Annotated in this window: 17 protein-coding genes; 6 read left to right on the plus strand and 11 right to left on the minus strand. The window is 66.5% G+C overall.

What is annotated here, in order from left to right; genetic code table 11:
* Positions 1-58: 58 nt before the first annotated feature.
* The 4 genes from ACNH6H_RS14485 to ACNH6H_RS14500 all read right to left on the minus strand — a co-directional run bounded on the left by ACNH6H_RS14485 (position 59) and on the right by ACNH6H_RS14500 (position 4959).
* Complete coding sequence (locus ACNH6H_RS14485) at positions 59-1039, minus strand: GDP-L-fucose synthase family protein (protein WP_418318618.1); 981 nt, start codon at positions 1037-1039, stop codon at positions 59-61.
* Between the two features lie 114 nt (positions 1040-1153).
* Complete coding sequence (locus ACNH6H_RS14490) at positions 1154-2371, minus strand: FkbM family methyltransferase (RefSeq protein ID WP_418318620.1); 1218 nt, start codon at positions 2369-2371, stop codon at positions 1154-1156.
* A gap of 87 nt (positions 2372-2458) precedes the next feature.
* Positions 2459-3064, minus strand: coding sequence for a D-sedoheptulose 7-phosphate isomerase (gene gmhA / locus ACNH6H_RS14495; protein WP_418318621.1), 606 nt, complete (start codon positions 3062-3064; stop codon positions 2459-2461).
* Positions 3061-4959: a glycosyltransferase family 9 protein gene (locus tag ACNH6H_RS14500; RefSeq protein ID WP_418318622.1), complete on the minus strand. Its 1899-nt coding sequence runs from the start codon at positions 4957-4959 to the stop codon at positions 3061-3063. The genes gmhA and ACNH6H_RS14500 overlap by 4 nt, the downstream gene beginning before the upstream one ends.
* Positions 4960-5249: 290 nt before the next feature.
* Between ACNH6H_RS14500 and ACNH6H_RS14505 the strand changes: the two genes are divergently transcribed.
* The 3 genes from ACNH6H_RS14505 to ACNH6H_RS14515 are packed head-to-tail and all read left to right on the plus strand — an operon-like array spanning position 5250 to position 7895.
* On the plus strand, positions 5250-6440 hold the full coding sequence (locus ACNH6H_RS14505) for a hypothetical protein (protein ID WP_418318624.1): 1191 nt from the start codon (positions 5250-5252) through the stop codon (positions 6438-6440).
* A gap of 22 nt (positions 6441-6462) precedes the next feature.
* Positions 6463-7248 (plus strand): ABC transporter permease, encoded by a 786-nt coding sequence (locus tag ACNH6H_RS14510; protein WP_418318626.1) that lies wholly within the window; start codon positions 6463-6465, stop codon positions 7246-7248.
* Positions 7245-7895 (plus strand): ABC transporter ATP-binding protein, encoded by a 651-nt coding sequence (locus ACNH6H_RS14515; RefSeq protein ID WP_418318627.1) that lies wholly within the window; start codon positions 7245-7247, stop codon positions 7893-7895. Before ACNH6H_RS14510 ends, ACNH6H_RS14515 begins: the two co-directional genes overlap by 4 nt.
* Positions 7896-7909: 14 nt before the next feature.
* On the opposite strand, the gene ACNH6H_RS14520 is transcribed toward ACNH6H_RS14515, so the two are convergent.
* Positions 7910-9067, minus strand: coding sequence for a polysaccharide biosynthesis/export family protein (locus tag ACNH6H_RS14520; protein WP_418318628.1), 1158 nt, complete (start codon positions 9065-9067; stop codon positions 7910-7912).
* A 207-nt stretch (positions 9068-9274) separates the two neighbouring features.
* Between ACNH6H_RS14520 and ACNH6H_RS14525 the strand changes: the two genes are divergently transcribed.
* The 3 genes from ACNH6H_RS14525 to ACNH6H_RS14535 are packed head-to-tail and all read left to right on the plus strand — an operon-like array spanning position 9275 to position 12958.
* Complete coding sequence (locus ACNH6H_RS14525; RefSeq protein ID WP_418318629.1) at positions 9275-10642, plus strand: capsule biosynthesis protein; 1368 nt, start codon at positions 9275-9277, stop codon at positions 10640-10642.
* Positions 10643-10667: 25 nt separating this feature from the next.
* Positions 10668-11885: a glycosyltransferase family 4 protein gene (locus tag ACNH6H_RS14530; RefSeq protein WP_418318630.1), complete on the plus strand. Its 1218-nt coding sequence runs from the start codon at positions 10668-10670 to the stop codon at positions 11883-11885.
* Positions 11882-12958: a beta-3-deoxy-D-manno-oct-2-ulosonic acid transferase gene (locus tag ACNH6H_RS14535; RefSeq protein ID WP_418318631.1), complete on the plus strand. Its 1077-nt coding sequence runs from the start codon at positions 11882-11884 to the stop codon at positions 12956-12958. Before ACNH6H_RS14530 ends, ACNH6H_RS14535 begins: the two co-directional genes overlap by 4 nt.
* A 22-nt stretch (positions 12959-12980) precedes the next feature.
* Here the strand turns inward: ACNH6H_RS14535 and ACNH6H_RS14540 are convergent, their stop codons facing one another.
* From ACNH6H_RS14540 to ACNH6H_RS14565, 6 genes are all read right to left on the minus strand, one after another.
* Positions 12981-14159 carry a hypothetical protein gene (locus ACNH6H_RS14540; protein WP_418318632.1) on the minus strand — a complete coding sequence of 393 codons (1179 nt, stop codon included), beginning with the start codon at positions 14157-14159 and terminating at the stop codon, positions 12981-12983.
* 146 nt (positions 14160-14305) lie between these two features.
* Positions 14306-14653 (minus strand): hypothetical protein, encoded by a 348-nt coding sequence (locus ACNH6H_RS14545; RefSeq protein ID WP_418318633.1) that lies wholly within the window; start codon positions 14651-14653, stop codon positions 14306-14308.
* Positions 14650-16128, minus strand: coding sequence for a cytochrome P450 (locus tag ACNH6H_RS14550; RefSeq protein ID WP_418318634.1), 1479 nt, complete (start codon positions 16126-16128; stop codon positions 14650-14652). The genes ACNH6H_RS14545 and ACNH6H_RS14550 overlap by 4 nt, the downstream gene beginning before the upstream one ends.
* Entirely contained in the window at positions 16115-17314 is a 1200-nt protein-coding gene (locus ACNH6H_RS14555) for a hypothetical protein (protein ID WP_418318635.1), read from the minus strand. Before ACNH6H_RS14555 ends, ACNH6H_RS14550 begins: the two co-directional genes overlap by 14 nt.
* 2 nt (positions 17315-17316) lie before the next feature.
* Complete coding sequence (locus ACNH6H_RS14560; protein WP_418318636.1) at positions 17317-18573, minus strand: glycosyltransferase; 1257 nt, start codon at positions 18571-18573, stop codon at positions 17317-17319.
* 180 nt (positions 18574-18753) lie between these two features.
* Positions 18754-19227: a glycine zipper 2TM domain-containing protein gene (locus ACNH6H_RS14565; RefSeq protein WP_418318637.1), complete on the minus strand. Its 474-nt coding sequence runs from the start codon at positions 19225-19227 to the stop codon at positions 18754-18756.
* Between the last annotated feature and the right edge of the window lie 54 nt (positions 19228-19281).

A 19281-nucleotide genomic window follows, 5' to 3' on the forward strand; every position in this document is an offset into this window, starting at 1 on the left:
CGGAGGGGCTTCAGCCCCGATTCGCGCTGCTGAGTGAATCCGCCAGCAGCCGGCGGCCTCAGCCCAGCGACGCGACGAAGTCCCGGTAAGCGGCCTTCAAACCCTCCGCCAGCGAGGTCCTCGGCTCGAAGCCGGTGCTGCGCAGCAGGCTGACATCCATCAGCTTGCGCGGCGTGCCATCCGGCTTGCTGGTGTCGAATTCGATCCGGCCTTCGAAGCCGACGGTGCGGCCGATCAGCGCGGCCAGCTCGGCAATCGTCAGGTCCTCGCCGACGCCGACATTGACGAGCGGCGGCTCGAAGCGGCCACTGACCGTCTCATCGCTGCCGAGCAGGCGCTCGAAGCGGTCGTCCGGCAACTGCATCAGGTGCACGCAGGCAGCGGCCATGTCGTCGCTGAACATGAATTCGCGCAGCGGCGTGCCAGATCCCCAGACCGTCACGACCTCGCTGCCGCTTTGCTTCGCCTCGTGAAACTTGCGCAGCAGCGCCGGGATCACGTGGCTGTTCTGCGGGTGGTAGTTGTCGCCGGGACCATAAAGATTGGTCGGCATCGCCGCCAGGTAGCGCGTGCCGTACTGGCGGTTGTAGCTCCAGCACATCTCGACGCCGGCGATCTTGGCCAGTGCATAGGCGCGATTGGTCGGCTCAAGCGGGCCGGTCAGCAGGCTGTCCTCGCGCAGCGGCTGCGGCGCCAGCTTCGGATAGATGCAGCTCGAGCCGAGAAACATCAGCCGCTTGACGCCAGCCAGATACGCGCCATGAATCACCGACGACTGGATCGCCAGGTTGTCGCGGATGAATTCGGCCGGATAGGTGTTGTTGGCGACGATGCCACCGACCTTGGCGGCAGCCAGGAAGACGTAATCCGGCTTCTCGGCAAGCAGGAAGTCACGCGTCGCAGTTTCGTCGGTCAGGTCGAGCTCGGCGTGGGTGCGGGTCAGCAGCTTGTCGTGACCGGCTGCGCGCAGTCGGCGTACCAGTGCCGAGCCGACAAGGCCGCGGTGGCCGGCAACGTAGATGCGTGAATCGAGTTTCATGGGTGGACGGCAGAGGGCGATCGGAATGTCGGCGGAAGATGACTGCGCCGGCGTTGGTGCGACATGGCAGCAGCGGCAATCGTAGCGGAGCGGATAGCGTGCTGTTTGACAGATTCAACCGAGTCGGGTCAGCTTGATCCGCTCGAGCTGCAGCGCACACGGGCTGCCGGCGCTGCGGCCGACCAGCTCGAACTTCGTCAGGTCGCGATGCACTGCGACGTCAACGGCCGTCCGTCCGTTGCCGAGCAGGAAACTCTGCACACCGAAACCGAAGCGTTCGGTCAGTTCGAGGCGCATCTGGCCAGACAGCTCGCCGATCAGTTCGATCCGATAGGTGCCGCGCGCGAGGTACCAATAGGGACCATAAAAAAAGACTTCGCCTTCAGAGACCGTTGCGGCATCGAGCACATAACGGTCGTCCGCATGCAACGCGCCGTGGCGAAGATTCAGGTCGACACCAAAGATATTGACGAAGTCGCGCTCGAGTTCACCATGGATGACATCCTCCCGCGTGGCCAGGAAATAGCCGGCCTTGCCGGCAAAACTGTCGCCGGTCACCGGCTCGAGGCGGGTTCCGTTGGCCAGGTGCAGTTTCAGTCCCATCGGTTCGAGCAACGCGCAGATATCGGCCTCGATGCCGGTATGGGTGCCCAGCTTCTCGAACAACACCGCCACCGACGGGCTTCTGTCGAGGATGCGCTGCATGCCGCGGAGGACGGCGAGTTCGTGGCCTTCGACATCGATTTTCACGATGTCGACGCGCAGATCCTGCGGCAGCCAGTCGTCGAGCCGCTTGACCTGGATCGTGAACTGATCGCCATCGCTGGCGCCGCCACTGCCGATCGCGCCGCCGCCAGCATGGTCGCGCGGCACGTGGAAACTGACCTCCCGCTCCGAGTCGGACGCGCCAAAAGGCAGGATGCGGATCGTCGGATCGAAACCGCCAAGAAATGAGCTGCGCGCAAACAGGTCATGGATTCTCGGATTCGGCTCGAACGCGAAGATCCTGCCATGCCTGAGCATCGGCGCCAGGCGCAGCGAAAAGACACCCAGATTGGCGCCGATGTCGAGGAAGACGCTGCGCGGCTTGCGGAACGACCGCAGGATCGAGATGTATTCCTCTTCGTAGCGGCCGCCATTGATGAAGTTTGCCGGGCAGCCGAAATCGTCGGTATTGACGTAGACCGGCGTCTCGTCGACGAGGTAGGTCAGGCCGACGTTGTCGCCGAGATAGGTCGCGGTGCGGTGTTTGACGAACTCGAGTTCGTTGAGTGCCCGGTCGAGTTTGCGCTCGATCGATTGCAGTTGGGCCTGGAGGTCGTTATCGGTCATGGACTGGCCGGCGGTAGCCGTTGAGAAACTGGGAAAACAGCGCGTTGGATCGGGAGGTCCCAGGCTGCGGTCGAATCGGATACAGGTTCAGGCGGCGCGTCGCGGATCCGGCGTGGTAAATCGCGCATCCAGCGCGCCGCACAACGAGTGGTAGGTCACCATGTGGGCCTCCTGGATGCGGGCGGTATCGGTCAGCGGCACGACCACCGCGACATCGCATGCCGCGCGCAGTTTGCCGCCGTCGCGGCCGAGCAGGCCGATCGTGCCGACGCCGAGTTCGCGCGCGGCTTCGACCGCCGCGATCACGTTCGCCGAATTGCCGGAGGTCGAGATGCCGATCAGCAGGTCGCCCGCGCGGCCCAGTGCTTCGACCTGCCTCGCAAAGACGGTTTCGTATTGATAGTCGTTGCTCCACGCCGTCAGCACCGATGAGTCGGTGGTCAGCGCGATCGCTGCGAGGCCGCGGCGTTCGGTCTTGTAGCGCCCGATCAACTCGGCCGCGATGTGCTGGGCATCGGCAGCCGAGCCGCCATTGCCGCACAGCAGCAGTTTGCCGCCGCCTTCGATGCAGTCGCCGATTTTTTGCGCGGCCTGTTCCACCGCCGCTACATGGGCCGGGTTCAGCAGGACCTGCAAACCCTCGATGGCGGCCTTGTATTCGGCCAGGAAGTCATAACGCATGCTGCTCGTCATCTCCAGAAATGGTCTCTGATCTCGTCCTTGATCCGCTCCCAGCGGCTCGGCATCGGCCGCTCGATCACGGCCTTCACCTGTTCGACCGAGATCTGGCGCAGGCAGACGCTTTCGCGATCGTCGGCTACCGCGCACAAGCGGTTTTCATTGCGCCAGCATGGCGAACAGGCAAAGTCCGCCCGAGCCGGCGCGGCAATCTTGAAGACCTGCTGGTAATGCCGACCAAAGACATAGCCGTTGGTCGGGCCGAATATGCCCACCGTCGGCACGCCAAGCGCGGCACCAAGATGGACAAACGACGAATCCGGCGCAATCAGCGTCGCGCAGCGCGCCGCCAATGCGGCCGACTGGCGGATCGGCTTGATGATCTTGTGGATGTTGTCGCCTTCATAACCGGCAAACGGCTCGTTGTGAAATACCAGCACGACGGCATCGCGTGCCAGGTCCTGCGCCAGCGCTTCGGTATGCGGCCAGTTCTTGTAGGTATCGGCCGAATACGGCTGGATGCCGAAAACCGGCAGCCCAAGCGGATTCAGGCGCTGCAACAGTTCATCGGCTGCCCGCGCCTCGTCGGCACTGACGTGGTAACGCGGCACGATGCCGCTCTTTTTCAGCTTGCGCAGCTTGATGCCCATCGCGCCGGCGAAGATCGCGATCCGGTTGCTTCGCACATGCGGAAATTCCCGGCCCTCGATCCGCGCTGCCGGGCAATCGGTCAGGTCGTACCAACGCGAGTAGTCGCGGATGTCGATGTCGTCGGCATGGATGTCCAGGCATTTGAATTCGCTGATGCCGTCGAACAGCGGGAAAAATCCCTTCTGGATGGCAAAGTGGATTTCTGCCGCCGGCCATTTGCGTTTCAGCGCCAGCAGGCCCGGCACCATCATCAGCACGTCGCCCATGCCGCCCATTGCTCGGGTCACCAGGATCTTGCGTTGCCGCTTCGGGCCGAACAGCGCGGCCGGGTGGAAGCCCCGATGTTCGCGCGCCACATAGGGGCGTCGCCCCGACATGTAGTTCTGGATATACAACTGCGTCTGCAGCATCTTGTCGAGCATTCGGTGGACGCCGACGGCGCGCAGCAGCGGCGACCGGCCGGTGCGTCGGGTCAGCAGGCTGATCATGAAGATCAGCCGGCCGTTGAACGGAATGCCGCTGCGGAACAGGGCCCGCAGCGGCCCGCGGTAGGCGGCGATCGCCTTGTCGACAAACTCGTTGCGCAACGCGGGCGCGCCATACCAGCCGGTCAGGCCGCGCCACAGCACCTCCTTGTATTCCTTGACATGGCCGGTCTTGATCAGGATCGGCAGGATCTTCTTGTACAGGCGGGCGCGGTCGAGCCGGCTCGGCATCAGGAACGGCCGGCGCACGAAGCGCAGCGCGGTTGCTTCGGCGGCTTCCATCTTGCCGGTCAGCAGGCACAGATAGGCTTCGGTCAGCGCAATCGATTGCGAGATGCCTGGAAACTTGTCGCAGCCGGTAGTCCGCGCCAAGGCCGTCAGGGCCTCCGCCTGTGCAATCAGGTGGACCTCGAGCATTGCCCCGCTGAGCGCGTCCAGCCCTTCGTGCCAGGTCTGGCTGAAGCCGATCTTCAAGCTCGGCAGCAGCTCGGCCAGCGCCTGCAGTCGATGTGTCATTGCCTGCGCAAATTCGGCGGCGACCGCCTTGTCGACAGTCTGCAGCTGTGCGATGTGCGCGCCGCTGCTGTGACAGATCGACGCCAGGATGTATTTGTCGAGCAGCGCCTCGTCGCGTGTCGTCTCGTCGAGCGACAACCACATGTGGAATGCATGCTCGTGGTTGAGGCCGAAGGCGAGGTTTTTCAGTTCGCCCAGTTGCGGACCGGCTGCGGGCTGCGGCCGGTTCAGGCGAACGATTGCAGATGCTGCAGCCATCGAAAGGTTCCGGGATACCTCTGGGGCGGCCGCCGACGGCCGAAAAAAGCAGAAGACCCGCAGCGAGGCGGGCCGGGCAGGAAGGTGAAGCGCGAATCATGCCAGCAAAGCGGCGCAGCGTTCCCCGGTGCCCGACCGGGGCGTCACGACCGGGGCGTCAGCACCGGCCGGCTACACTCTGGCCGCTTGCACCCGCAACGCCCGTTGTCGTTTGACCCATGTCCGGACCCATCGCTTCACGCCCGCCGAATTCTCCCAGCAAACCGCAGTCATCGTCCTCCTCGGCGGAGGTGCTCGTCCCGGAATCGGCAACCGCCGTCGGCCAGCTCGAAGGCCGGAGCGCGAAACCCGTGGTGACCCGCTGGGTCGAGGTCGTCAACCGCGGTCCGGGCAAGCTGCTGTTCAATGCGACCTTCGTCGTCACGGTGCTGCTGCCGACGCTGCTGGCGGTGCTGTATTTCGGCTTCATCGCGTCGCCGGTCTATATCTCGGAATCGCGCTTTGTCGTGCGCATGCCGCAGAAGGCGCAGCAGGCCGGCGTGATCGGCGCGCTGCTGCAGGGTAGCGGCTTCCAGCGCGCGCAGGACGATGCCTTCAGCGTCCATGATTTCATCACCTCGCGCGACGCGCTGCTGTTCCTTGACAAGGACCTGAAGGTGCGCGAGGCCTTCTCAGATCCCGACCTCGACCCGTTCAGCCGCTTCCCGCTGCCGTGGGCCGATGCCAGTTTCGAGTCGCTGTTTCGCCATTACGGCAAACATGTCGCGGTCAACTACGACGCTGCGTCGTCGATCACGACACTGACGGTGCGCGCCTATTCGCCTGAAGTCGCCTACCAGGTCAACACGATGCTGTTGAGGATGGGCGAGACGCTGGTCAACCGGATCAACGAGCGCGGCCGGCTCGACCTCGTCAAGTTTGCGATGGAGGACGTCGCAGAGGCCGAGGCAAAGGCCAAGGCTGCCGCCGTCGCGCTGGCCAGCTACCGCAACCGCCGCGCGGTGTTTGATCCGGACCGGCAGAGTGCACTGCAGTTGCAGCAGGTCACGAAGCTGCAGGACGAGCTGATCGCGACCAAGCTGCAGCTCGCGCAGGTGAAGGCGCTGTCGCCGTCGAATCCGCAGATTCCGACGCTGGAGCGCCGCGTCGGCGGGCTGACGACCGAGATCTCGCGCGAAATGGCCAAGGTCGCCGGCGGCGGCAATTCCTTCACCGACAAGGCAGCCGATTACGAGCGGCTGCAGCTCGAGCGGACCTTCGCCGACCGCCAGGTCGCCTCGGCGATGACCAATCTCGAAACGGCACGCAGCGAGGCGCGGCGGCAGCAGCTGTACCTCGAACGCATCGTGCAGCCGAACCGGCCCGATGAAGCGCTCGAGCCGCGGCGGCTGCGCGCAATCCTCGCCACCTTCCTGGTCGGCCTGGTCTGCTGGGGCGTGTTCTCGATGCTGATTGCCGGCATGAAGGAGCACCGGGATTGAAGACGTGTGGAGAGTGCCGGCGATGACGACGCCGCTTGGCCGGTCGTTTGCGATCCAGTCGCGCGTCATCCATGCGCTGCTGATGCGCGAGGTCATCACCCGGTATGGCCGCCACAACATCGGCTTCCTGTGGCTGTTCGTCGAGCCGATGCTGTTCACGCTCGGCGTCTCGCTGATCTGGAGCGCGATGCGGGCTCTGCACGGCTCGAACATTCCGATCGTCGCCTTTGCGCTGACCGGTTATTCGACGCTGATCCTGTGGCGCAACATGCCGGGGCGCTGCATCGGCGCGATCCAGCCGAACCAGTCGCTGCTGTACCACCGCCACGTCAAGCCGGTCGACATCTACCTGTCGCGGCTGATCCTCGAACTCGCCGGCGCAACCGCATCCTTCCTTTTTCTGGCGGTGCTGTTCATCGCGTTCGAGTTGATGGCGCCGCCCGAGGACGTGTTGAAGGTGGTCTTCGGCTGGGCGATGATCGCGTGGTTCGGCTTCGCGACCGGCATGCTGGTCGGCGGCCTCAGCGAGCGCAGCGATCTGGTCGACCGCTTGTGGCACCCGCTGACCTATTTCATGCTGCCGTTTTCCGGTGTCTTCTCGCTGGTCGACGCATTGCCGCCGATCGGACGCGATCTGGTGCTGGCGCTGCCGATGGCCCACGGCGTCGAACTGATCCGCGACGGCTTTTTCGGCTCGGCGGTGACCACCCACTACAACCTGCCGTACATGGCCGCGTTCTGCCTCGTGCTCAGCCTGCTCGGGCTGGCCGAGGTGCGCGGTGTCGGGCGGAGGCTGACGCCGGGATGATCGAGATCAGGGACCTGAGCAAGGTCTACAAGACGCGACACGCGCCGAATGTCGTCCTCGACCACGTCAATCTGCAGATCCGTCCGCACGAGAAGGTCGGCATCCTCGGGCGCAACGGTTCCGGCAAGTCGACGCTGATCCGCCTGATCGCCGGCGCGGAAGCGCCGACCAATGGGCAGGTGGTTCGCCGGATGTCGGTCTCGTGGCCGCTTGCCTTCAACGGTGCCTTTCAGGGTTCGCTGACCGGCCTCGACAACCTGCATTTCATCTGCCGGATCTACGGCGTCGACGCGGCCGAGAAGATCGGCTTTGTCGAGGATTTTTCCGAACTCGGCAAGGCTTTCCGCGAGCCGGTGAAGACCTATTCGAGCGGCATGTCGGCACGGCTCGCATTCGCGATCTCGATGGCGATCGAATTCGACTGCTTCCTGATCGACGAGGTGATCGCGGTCGGCGACGACCGGTTTGCCGCCAAATGCCAGTACGAGCTGTTCGAGAAACGCGCCGACCGCGCGCTGATCATGGTGTCGCATGCGATCGACAACATCCGCGCCCATTGCGACCGCGCCTGCGTGCTCGACCGCGGCCGGCTGCATGATTTTCCCGACCTCGACAGCGCCTATGCGTTCTACGACTCACGCAAGTGAGGCGTGCCAGCCGCTCAACGCGTTGCGTTGATCGTATTGACGACCGGAAAGGCGATCGAGAAGATCACGTTGGCGAATTTCTGGATTTCCGCCAGCGGCGCATTCGATACGTACAACAGGTCCTTGTTCTGCACACCGAAGGTCTGCATCACGAAGAAACTGCGCGGATCGCGCAGGTTGATCGTGTAGATCACCGGCACCTTGCCATCGGCGGTGACGCCTACCGGCTGCGTCGGCCAGTTGAGCGCCTGCGGGTCCTCGTAGCGGAAGATGAAGACTCCCTGCGCGTCGGCCCGCGCATCCTGCAGCCCGCCGACCCTGGCCATCGCCTGCGCCAGGCTGATGCCCTGCGCTTCGAAATTGATTTCGTCGTTCTTGCCGGTTGCACCCATCGACGTGAAGCTCAGCGGCTCGTGCAGCGCGGTGATCACATCGCCGGCCTGCAGCATCACGTTCTGCCGCGGATCGCGGATGATGGTGTCGAGCGGCAGCGCGGCAACCGAGTCGCCGCGGGTCACCTGCACCGTCATCTTGTTGACTGGAAACCGCACGCCGCCGGCGGCGGCCAGCGCATCGAGCAAGCGCTCGTTGCGCGGGCCGAGCGGAACCCGCACGCTGCTGCCAACGTCGCCGACGACGGTGACGTTCGACGAGACATTGCGCAGCATCCGGACCAGCACCTGCGGCTGGTTCGCCTTGCCCTTCAGGCGGCGTGTGATCTCCTGCTCGATTTCGACATGGGTCCGGCCGGCGACCGGTATCGCGCCGGCGAACGGCACATTGATCGTGCCGTCGCGGTTGACGACCTGCTCCGGAAAGCTGACTGCCCGCGAGGTGCCAAGCGCCTGCGCACCGGCCGACGGTGCGGCCGCGCCGGATCCGAACAGGGTTGCCGGCGGCGCTTCCCAGATGCTGACCTCGATCGTGTCGCCGGCGCCGACCGCGCCGCTGCGCGCATCGTGTTTCGGCTCGCGCAAGGTATCGGAGAACAGCCGCACGTCGCGGCGCGCGATCAACTGGCGTGCGACCGCCTCGGACACCGGCACCACCTGAACCGAGGTGCTGCCGGCAATGGTGATTTCGGTCGTCGCGGCAATCTGACGGCTGCTCGGGCCGGAGGTCGGCACCGCCGAGCAGCCGGCCAGCAACGAAGCCGAGAGCAGGGCGATCAAGGCGGGCTGTGGCCGAAAATCGACAAATGACCTGATGGTCACATCTCGATACGAATTGATCGGCAAAGGCCGCTCCCGGTGTTGCTGCATTGGACGGCGGAATATAAACGACCGCTCCGCGCAGAAACGGCGCGCCGTGCCTGCGCCGAGGCTCGGTTGATAATCGTTCGATCGATCACTGACGCCTGGAGCGGATTTAGCGAACGCATGGACAGACAGGTTTGGAAAAACTTTGCCGGACAACGCGTGCTGCTGCTCCAGGGACCGATCGGGCCGTTTTTTGCCGGTGTCGCAAAGGCGCTGGCCGGGGCCGGTGCGGCTGCTGTCCACAAGATCAATTTCTGCGGCGGTGACTGGCTGTTCTATCCGAACGATTCGACCAACTACCGCGGCACGCTGCCGGCCTGGCCTGCCCACCTGGAGCGGTTTCTCGACCAGCACCGCATCGATGCGATCGTGCTGTTCGGTGATTGCCGGCCGGTTCATGCGGCAGCGATCAGGCTGGCCACCCAGCGCGGCCTGCCTTACTGGGTGTTCGAGGAAGGGTATATCCGCCCGAACTACGTGACCTTCGAGCGCCACGGCGTCAACGGTTATTCGGGGCTGCCGCGTGACATCGATTTTTACCAGGCGCTGCCGGCAAGCGCCGCACCGCCCGAACGGGAGATCGGCAACACCTTCGATCGCACCGCGCTGCTCGCAATGGCCTATTACATCGCCGGCAGCTTCGGCAAGCCCTGGTTCAGGCACCGCGTCCACCACCGATCGCTGAACATGCTCGAGGGCCTGGTCTGGTGGCGCAGCTATTTTCGCAAGATCGTCTATCGGATCAGCCAGCGGCATCTGCTGCCGCAACTGAGCGGACGCTGGTCGAAGCAGTTTTTTCTGGTCGCATTGCAGACTGCCGGCGATTCGCAGGTTCATACCCATTCCGGTTTCAAGTCGGTGGCCGACTTCATCACCGAAGTGGCGACATCGTTCGCCGAACATGCGCCGGCCGCTACGCTGCTGGTCATCAAACACCATCCGCTCGACCGCGGCTACCACGACTACAGCCGGCTGCTGCGCCGCCTCGGCAGTCAGCTCGGCATTGCCGAGCGCATCCGCTATGTGCACGACCTGAACCTGCCGACGCTGCTGAGCCATGCGCGCGGCGTGATCGTCATCAACAGCACGGTCGGCCTGTCGGCGCTGCACCACCAGACGCCGGTGATCACGCTCGGCAAGGCGATCTACAACATGCCGGGTCTGACCTTCCAGGGCGGCTTGCGCCATTTCTGGACCGATGCGCAGACGCAGATCCCGGACCTCGACCTGTACTGGAAATTCCGCAACCATGTCGTCGACCAGACCCAGCTCAACGGCAGCTTCTACAAGCGGATGGATGGCGGTGACGCGGCCGGTCTGATCGGCAGATCCAGCGCGCCGCTGCCGGCGCAGGCATCGCCTCCGCGGCCGGCGGTGGCGCCTGTTGCGGCGCGGCCTGCCGGCCGGCTGACGCTGCACTGCTTCGACCACGCCGGCGAAGTCGTCGCCGGCGTCGATCCGGTGGCAAGCCAGCGGGCGCTGCCGTGAACCGGCAGCGTCTCTGAGGACTGCGTTGCATCGTCCCGTCGTCATCGATGTGACCCGGCTGATGGCACGGCTGTCGAACGGCCGCCTGCCGACCGGTGTCGACCGGGTCAGCCTGGCTTATGTGGCGCACTACCGTCGCCATGCCCGTGCGCTATTTCGCCACGGCCAGCGCAGCGGCCTGTTCTCCGAGGCGGTATCGCAGCGGCTGTTCGATCTGCTCGAGGAGTGGCCGACCGGCGCCCGTTCGCGTGTGCATTCGATGGCCTGGCAGGGTGTGCTGTCGTGCATCGGCCGCGGCAATGCGCATGGCCGCGTGATGTTCAATACCGGCCATTCGGGGCTCGAGGATGCGAATGCGGCGCGGGTCGTCAAATGGCACAACGTGCGGCCGCTGTTTCTGGTCCATGACCTGATACCGGTGCTCCATCCGGAGTACTGCCGGCCCGGTGAATCGGAGCGCCACGAGCGGCGGCTGAAGAACATGCTGCGCCTCGGCGCCGGCCTGATCGCGAACTCGTCGTCGACGCGCGACGAACTCGCGACGTTTGCCGATGGGGCCGGCCTGCCGCTGCCGCCGACCGTCGTCGCGCCGCTGGCGCCGGCGATCGCCGCGTCCGGCGAGGTCGGCGCCAGCCCGCTCGAAGGTGGCCGGCCGTATTTCGTCGTCCTCGGCACCATCGAGCCGCGCAAGAACCACCTGATGCTGCTGCAGGCCTGGCAGCGGCTGGTCGCGCGGCACCGCGACGCTGCGCCGCACCTGGTCGTGATCGGCCAGCGCGGCTGGGAATCGGAGAACGTCGATGACCTGCTCGAACGCAGCCGCGTGCTCGCAGGCTATGTGACGGTGCTGCGCCAATGCACCGATGGCATGCTGCAGACGTGGCTGCACCATGCGCGGGCGCTGTTGTTTCCGTCGTTTGCCGAAGGTTTCGGCATGCCGGTCGTCGAGGCGCTGGCGGCCGGCGTGCCAGTGATCGCCAGCGACCTGCCGGTGCTGCGGCAACTGGCCGGCGAGATCGCCGATTTCATCGACCCGCTCGACGCGATCGAATGGATTGGCGCGATCGAGGACTATGCGGCGCCCGCCAGCGCGCGCCGCGCGGCGCAGCTCGAGCGCTTGCGCAGCTATCGGGCGCCGACCTGGCGCGAGCATTTCGAACGCGTCGATGCCTTCGTCGAGGCCCTGAACCTGCAGTCGTTCAAAGCGCCGCGGCGCGACGAGCGGATCGGCGCACCGATGTGAACACGCCACTGCGCCATCAGCCGCCGCAGCCGGGCAGCATGGTCCATGCCTGGGGATTGTCGGCGCGCAAATTGACGCTGGCGCGGCACTTTCTGCCGCAGCACACACTGCAGCGGCTGCGACGCGCCGACGCGCTGCCGCCCGGCGCAGTGCTCGCCTTGTGGGGTGCAACTCCGGTGCCGGTCGGGGTGCCGGCCGGCACGCCGATCTGGCGCCTCGAGGACGGCTTTCTGCGCTCGGTCGGCCTCGGCGCCGATCTGGTCCGGCCGCGGTCGTGGGTGATCGACCGCAGTGGCATCTATTTCGATCCGGCAGCGGCATGCGACCTGGAGACGCTGCTCGTCGAGGCCCGGTTCGACGAGCCGCTGAAGGCGAGGGCGGCGGCGCTGCGGCAGGCGATCGTCGGCGCCCGGCTGACCAAATACAACGTCGGCGACGCCGACTGGCAGCGGCCGGCCGGCTTGCCCGCCGGCCAGTCGATCGTGCTGGTGCCGGGCCAGGTCGAAAGCGATGCATCGATCGTCTGCGGAGCCGGCCGGGTGCGCAGCAACATCGAGCTGCTGCGCGCGGTCCGCGCCGACCGGCCCGATGCCTGGCTGGTCTACAAGCCGCACCCGGATCTGCTGGCCGGGCTGCGCAGCGGGCGGCCGATCGATGCAGCGATCCGCGCCTGCTGCGACGAAATCGTTGTCGACAGCCCGATGGCGACGCTGCTCGAGCGTGTCGACGAAGTCCATGTGATGACCTCGCTGGCCGGCTTCGAGGCGCTGCTGCGTGGCAAACCGGTAACCACCCATGGCACGCCGTTCTACGCCGGCTGGGGTCTGACCCGCGATCTCGACCTGCAAGCCGAGGCCGCTGCGCGCCGCCAGCCGCGTCAACTCGACGAACTGGTCGCTGCGGCGCTGATCCTGTACCCGACCTATATCGACGAGCACGGCCGACCGGCCACACCGGAATCGGTGCTCGCCGAACTGCGGCGGGCACGCGAACGCGGCGCCGCCGGCCTGCCATGGTGGCGGCGCACTGTCCGGCCGCTGCTCGGGATGGCGGCGAAATGGCGCGGTGGCTGAGGCCGGCGCGCCCGCCGCTCGATCAGCCGAACAGCCTGAAGCGGCGGAAGTCGGTCACCGACGGCCGATCTGCGAAGCGCTCGCGAAGTGACAGCGGCCCGGCGGTGATCGCGGTGTAGTCGCAATCGCTCGGCAACTCGCCCGCCATCAGATACTGGAAGTGCAGCAGCAGCCGGTCGCGGCGCAGCGCCGCATAAGCCGCCGGCGCAAACTGCTCGGCGAAACGGGGCGACAGCAGCCGCGGAAAATCGGCGCGTTTTGCCGGCAGGCCGGCGGCGGCGATCGGATCGGTCAGCGCAAAGCAGCAGCCATCGGCGGGTGCGGTCAGATCGACCCAGACCAGCGCCGGATCGGACGCGATGCGTGCCAGCTCGGCACGAAAGCGCTGCGCGCTCGGCAGGCTGCTCAGCAGCGGCGACCATTGACCGAGCGTCAGCAGCGACAGCTGCGGACCATCCGCGGCGAGCCGCGGATTCAGTGCCAGCGCGCGGGCCAGCGCAGCCTTGGCCATGATGCTGCCGGAGCTGTGGGCGACGATCAGCAGTTCATCAACCGGCTCGCCGGCCCGTTCGACGATCAGCCCGGCGAATTCGTCGAGCCGGCGTTCGAGCGCCGGCCAGCCGTGGCTGCCCTGGCCGGCGGTGAACACATAGCTGCGCAGCAGCCACTGCAGGTTCATCCGCCGCTCGGCCCAGACCGCGAGGCCGGCGGCCGCAGCGAGCACGGTTGCGCCGCCAATCACCCCTGGCAACAGCGAGCCGGCCGAATCGGCGACCCAGCGGCCGATCAGCAGTGCCGCCGGCAGGCTGGCCAGCAGCCCGAGCAGCAGCAGGAATGGCGCAAACAGCAGCAGCGCCGGCGGCCAAGACAGCCTGGCCATTCGCCACAATGCGCCACTGCGCAGATAAAGCAGCGTCGTCTTGATGAAGTGCCAGGCGAGCAGCGCCGGATTGCGCGTCCAGTGGTCGCGGACGATGTCGTCCCAGCGCAGGAATTCGATCTCGGTCTCGACATCCGGCCGGCTGGCCGCCGGATCGGCAAAAAAGCGCAGCGGCCATGATGCCGACAGCTCGCAGCGGCTGCTGCGCTTGCCGACCTCGACCCGGTAGCCGCCGACCTTACCCGCCCGCGCCGCCTGTTCGCGGTAGAGCCGGTGGTAATGCGCCGGCCCCTTCGGATCGAATCCGCTGACATACAGCACGTGCCGTCGCCTGACCGGCGCCGCAAATGACCGCGCGGGCTCAGCACCCGACGCGACACCATCAAGCGGACGCCGCGGATCCGGCTCCGCCTGGCCGCTGCTGGCGCCCCCTGGGGGAGGTGTGCCGAAGGCGCTCCGGGGGGGAGTCACCGGATCGTCTGCTCGTGCAGGCGTTTTTGCAGGATCAGATCGACGACGGCCTGCTCGCGCTTGTTCGCGCGCTGGCAGTGGTTGGTCTGGAAGACGTTGGCGATGCGGATCACCCATGGCGCCCACCAGCGCCGTTCGCGTTCGCGCCAGGCGTGCGACGACACCGATTCCCAGGCGTAGCCGTTGAATACCGTTGCATTGACGAAGTGGTCGAGCGCACGCACGCCCTGGCGGCCGCGTTCGGTCCTGCCGAACAAGCCGACCCACCACAGGATCAGATAGCCGAACACGGCCAGCGGCACCACCGCGGTCATCACCAGAAAACCCGCCAAACGCTCTTTCATCGTCTGAATATCCGTAAAGCCACACCGTTGCCGGAACGGATCGTGATTCTGCCGACCGGCTCCGGCACATGGCCGGGGACCGGCTCGAAGCGGTAACGCTGCGCGAGCATCGCCAGCAGCAACGTCGCCTCCTGCATCGCAAAACTGGCGCCGATGCAGACGCGCGGCCCGATGCCAAACGGCAGATAGGCCGTCTTCGCCGATTCGCGGCCGGCATCGGTATCGAAGCGGTCCGGGTCGAAGGCGTCCGGATGCGACCAGAGGTCGCGGTGGCGGTGGATCAACCATGGCGAGATCACCACCGCTGAGTCGCCGGCAATCGACTTGTCGCGCATCTGGTCGCCCGCCACCGCCTCGCGGGTCAGGAAACCGACCGGCGGGAACAGCCGCAGCGTTTCGCGGAAGACCTGCCGCGTCAGCTCCAGCTCGCGCAGGTCACCGGCTTGAGGGGTGCGCTTGCCGAGCACCCGGTCGACCTCGGCGTGCAGCCGCTGCTGCACGTCCGGCGCATTGGCCAGCAGGTGCAAGGCCCACGTCAGCGCACTGGCCGAGGTTTCATGGCCGGCGAGGAACAGCACCGCCACCTGGTCGAGGGTTTCGTCGAACGACATCGGCTTGCCGCTCGTCTCGTCGACGGCATCGAGCATCGCCTCGAGGATGTCGCGTGGTGGCGGCTGGTCGTGCGCGGCTGTCTGGCCCGGAATGCGCTGCCGATGGGCATCGAAACGCGGGCGGATCAGCGCGCCGAGCAGATTGCGGATCTCGGCCGCCGCTCGCCGGCTGCGCCGGCGCTGCCAGAACGGCACCAGCACCGGCAGCAGCCAGTTCAGCCCGTAGATCACCGGCAGCGACAGCCGCGGCGCGAGTTGCTGGAATTCGGCGAAGGCGGCGAAGATGCGGCGTGCATCGTCGCCTTCCATCGGCCGCGACAGGATGGCGCGGAAGATGATGTCGCCGGTGACATGGGTCATCTCGATCTCCATGTCGTGTGGTGCGCCGTCTGGCAGCGCGTCGAGCCGCCGCAGCAGCTCGTCGGCCGCCTGCAGCATCAGCGGAAAGGCCACCGCGAGCCTGGCATTCTCGAACGCCGGGTTCATCATCCTGCGCTGGCGTTGCCATTGCGCACCGTTGGTCGTGATCAGGCTCTCGCCGAGCAGCGGTTCGAGCGCCTTGCCGAGCAGGCGGTGTTTCGGATAGTTGGCGATCGCATCGACGAGCACGTGCCGCACCCATTTCGGCTCGTTGACCATGTAGACGTGTTTGCCGAACAGATGGACCTCGCCCATCTTCATCCGGTAGCTGCGCTCGAACAGGTTGTGCAGCCACGAGTGGCGAGCGCGGAAAAACAGCAGCCAGCCGGGCACCCGGCCGGCGCTCGGCTGCGGGTAGGCCGGGCAGAACAGCGCGGGTTGGTCGCCGTCGGTCCGGTGCGGGCAGCCAGTTGCCGCCGTTGCCGGTTGCTTATCGGTCGACATCGGAATCGGCGTCATCGAAACGCTGGCGCAACGACTGCGGGCCGGCGGTGATCGCAAAATAGTCGTAACGCCCGGTTCGCTCGCTGGCCATCAGGTATTGCAGATGGACCTTGAACCGGTTGGCCTTCAGGCGCGCATAGGCGGCCGGCGAAAACAGCGTATGAAAACGCGGCGACAGCAGCCGCGGATGCCAGCCGGCCGGCACCGGCGGCAAGCCGGCAGCGCGGACCGGATCGATGCCGGGAAAGGCCGCCCAGTCGATCGGTGCGGTGATGTCCAGCCAGTCGATGTTGGCCTCGGCAACCGCCTGCAGGTCGCGCCTGAACCCGTTGGCCGGGCTCAGCGTGCCGAGCAGCGGCATGCAGTGGCCGAGGCTCAGCAGCGTCGGCACGGTGGCGACGGAACCCGCGGCTTGTTGATCGGCCAGCCTGGCCAGCACGCCGATCGCCAGGCTGGCGCCGACGCTGTGACCGACGACAAGGATCTCGTCGGCCGCATCTTCGGCGGCGGCCACCTCGGCGATCCGCGCCGCAAATGCCGACAGCCGCGCATCGAGGGCCGGCACCCGGTCGATGGCCTGCAGGTGCGTGAAGCGAAGCAGCCGCAGCAGCCAGGTGATCTGGATCCGGTGGACAACGCGAATCAACAGCGCGATGGTCAGCAGGCTTGCACCGACACCGGTGACCGGGCCGGCTGCATCGGGCCATCCAGGCGCGGCCGCTGCAACGCCGGCAGCGACGGCGACGCCGACGGCCGCCGCGAGCAGGCTGCCGAATGTCATCACCGCCAGCGGCAGCAGGCTGGCATAAACCGGCGGGCGGAACAGTTGGAACAAACGCTGCACCGCGCCATCGCGCAAACCGAATACCACCGCGCGCACGCCGTCGATCAGCACCCTGGTGGCGCTGCTGGCCCAATGATCACGGACGATATCGTCCCACTGCAGCATCTCGTAGACGGTGCTGACCGGGGTGCTGCCTGGCGAGTCGATTGCCCAGGAGGTGCTGAACGTGGTCGGCCGGCTGCGTGTCCTGCCGACCTGCAGCGGCAGCCCCGAGACAGCCGTCTGGCGACCTGCCTCGCGGCGGTAGAGCGCATGGTAATAACGCGGGCTTTTGGGATCGAAGCCGGCGATGAAGAAAACGTGGCGGCGCCTGACGCTGCCGGAACTTGCGCCGACACCCATCGTCAAGCCAGCGCTTCGATCTGCGTGCACAAGCCGGCAAGGCCGGGTTCGCGCAGCCGTTCGCGGCAGCGCTGCAGGCTGTCGGCGGGCGTCTGCCGCAGTGCCGACAAGGCTGCACTCAATCGACGGACGTCGAACTTGCGCGGGCGCAGCACGTGGCCGACGCCGAGCCGGCGCAGGTTCTCCGCATTGTCGAACTGGTCGTAGGCCATCGGCATCACCAGCTGCGCAATGCCGGCGCGCATGGCCTGTGCGCAGCTGCCGATGCCGCCATGGTGGACCAGGGCCCGGGTCTTTGGCAGCAGCTCGGCAAACGGCAGATAGTCGTGGTGCAGCACATGCTCCGGCAGCTCAGCCGGCAACTGGGTCCGGTCCGGCGTCAGCAGGATGGCCCGCTGCCCGCTGGCTGCGCAGGCTTTCACCGCCACATCAAAAAACGGGCGGGCATGGCGCATTGCGCTGCCCGGCATGAAGACAAGCGGCGCTTCGCCACGCTGCAGAAAGTGCGACACCGCATCGGGCAGGCGCGCGGCGCCGGCGTCCGCAGTCCCGTCGTCGAACAGCGGGAAGTCGCCGAATGTCAGTGCCGCCGGCCAGCCGGGACGGCGCGGCGCGAACCATTCCGGAAACAGCGTCACGATCGCGTCGGGCGAAAACATCCATTCGCCGAACAGGCTGACGTCGACCGGCGGCACCGCAGCGCCGAGCGCCTGCGCCTCGCGCTGCAGCGTGCGGCCGGCCATCGGATGCAGCTTGTGTTTGTCGAGCGCCCGCCAGGCGCCGCGGACCAGCCAGCGCGGCGTGCCCGGCGGCAGCCGCCAATGCGCCATCGTCAGTGGCGCACCGTCGCTGCGCAGCACCGCCGGCGCGGTGATTGCCGAGATCAGGCGCACGCCGGGCAAGTCGCGGGCGAGCCGCGCGCCGAACATCTGCGGCGGGGCGATCACGATGCACGGGCCGGCGGCGGCGATTCGCTCGATGTGGCGGAAGGTCGGCGCGATGGCTGGCGCGAGCATCGAGCGCCAGAAGACGCCAAGCCCCTTGATCGGATGCCACAACATCGGGTTGGCCATCGCCGCGTCGAGGCTGACGCCGGCTCCGGCCGACGCAAACGCCAGGCCGGAACGTTCGGCCAGCGCTGCAAACTCGTTGTTGCAGATCATCGTCACCAGATGGCCGCGCTGGTGCAATGCGCGGCCGATCGCAAGGAACGGGTGGATGTCGCCGTGGCTGCCGACCGTTGTGATGACGACCCGCATGGTCAGGCGGGCAGCGGCAGCAGGTGCCGGCGGTGCAGGCGGATCAAGATCGGGACGGAGGGCGGCAAAACCGCGATTGTGCACAAGGCAGGAATGCCACCGTCAGCGGCAAGCGGGCCGCTGCAGCGAACCGGGGTCTGAGTCCGGGTCGGTTCGCCGATGAATCGAATGCTGCTGTCGTCAGCCGCGGCTTCCCGGAGCCCGGGTGACCCTGGCCTTGCCGCCGGTGGTGACGATGACGACCGGGTCGCCGACCATCAGCCGCTCGTTGCCGACCGCCTGCACGATCGCTCGCCGCTCGCCATTGCGCAATTGCACCAGCACCTCAATCGCCTGTTCGCGGGTCGTGTTGCGTTCGATCGCGTTGCCGAGCACCGCGCCGGCGACCGCGCCGAGCACACCGACGATGGCACTTTCGCGGTGGCCGCCGACCGATGAACCGGCGATCCCGCCGACCACGCCGCCGGCCGCGCCGCCGAGGCCGCTCTGGCTGCCATCGACGACAACCGGCCTGATCGACAGCACCGTCGCGTCCTGCACCACCGACATGCGCTGCGCATCATGGCGGCTGATGACATCGGGATTCGAGGTTGCACAGGCGGCGAGGCTTGCGACCATCGCAACGGCCAGCAGTCGTTTCAGGTGAGGAATCATCGGTTTTCCTTGTCTTGCCAGGGCGCGGAGCAGCCCGCATCAAAACCGGAATGA

The organism is Pseudideonella sakaiensis (assembly GCF_048320135.1).
GTDB lineage: Bacteria > Pseudomonadota > Gammaproteobacteria > Burkholderiales > Burkholderiaceae_C > Ideonella_A > Ideonella_A sakaiensis_A.

Excerpts from the sequence above, each read along its gene's own strand:
- ACNH6H_RS14560 (WP_418318636.1), bottom strand. The coding sequence starts at position 18,573 with ATGCGGGTCGTCATCACAACGGTCGGCAGCCACGGCGACATCCACCCG.
- ACNH6H_RS14565 (WP_418318637.1), bottom strand. The coding sequence starts at position 19,227 with ATGATTCCTCACCTGAAACGACTGCTGGCCGTTGCGATGGTCGCAAGC.
- ACNH6H_RS14485 (WP_418318618.1), bottom strand. The coding sequence starts at position 1,039 with ATGAAACTCGATTCACGCATCTACGTTGCCGGCCACCGCGGCCTTGTC.
- ACNH6H_RS14490 (WP_418318620.1), bottom strand. The coding sequence starts at position 2,371 with ATGACCGATAACGACCTCCAGGCCCAACTGCAATCGATCGAGCGCAAA.
- ACNH6H_RS14510 (WP_418318626.1), top strand. The coding sequence starts at position 6,463 with ATGACGACGCCGCTTGGCCGGTCGTTTGCGATCCAGTCGCGCGTCATC.
- gmhA (WP_418318621.1), bottom strand. The coding sequence starts at position 3,064 with ATGACGAGCAGCATGCGTTATGACTTCCTGGCCGAATACAAGGCCGCC.
- ACNH6H_RS14500 (WP_418318622.1), bottom strand. The coding sequence starts at position 4,959 with ATGGCTGCAGCATCTGCAATCGTTCGCCTGAACCGGCCGCAGCCCGCA.
- ACNH6H_RS14525 (WP_418318629.1), top strand. The coding sequence starts at position 9,275 with ATGGACAGACAGGTTTGGAAAAACTTTGCCGGACAACGCGTGCTGCTG.
- ACNH6H_RS14555 (WP_418318635.1), bottom strand. The coding sequence starts at position 17,314 with ATGGGTGTCGGCGCAAGTTCCGGCAGCGTCAGGCGCCGCCACGTTTTC.
- ACNH6H_RS14550 (WP_418318634.1), bottom strand. The coding sequence starts at position 16,128 with ATGTCGACCGATAAGCAACCGGCAACGGCGGCAACTGGCTGCCCGCAC.
- ACNH6H_RS14545 (WP_418318633.1), bottom strand. The coding sequence starts at position 14,653 with ATGAAAGAGCGTTTGGCGGGTTTTCTGGTGATGACCGCGGTGGTGCCG.
- ACNH6H_RS14515 (WP_418318627.1), top strand. The coding sequence starts at position 7,245 with ATGATCGAGATCAGGGACCTGAGCAAGGTCTACAAGACGCGACACGCG.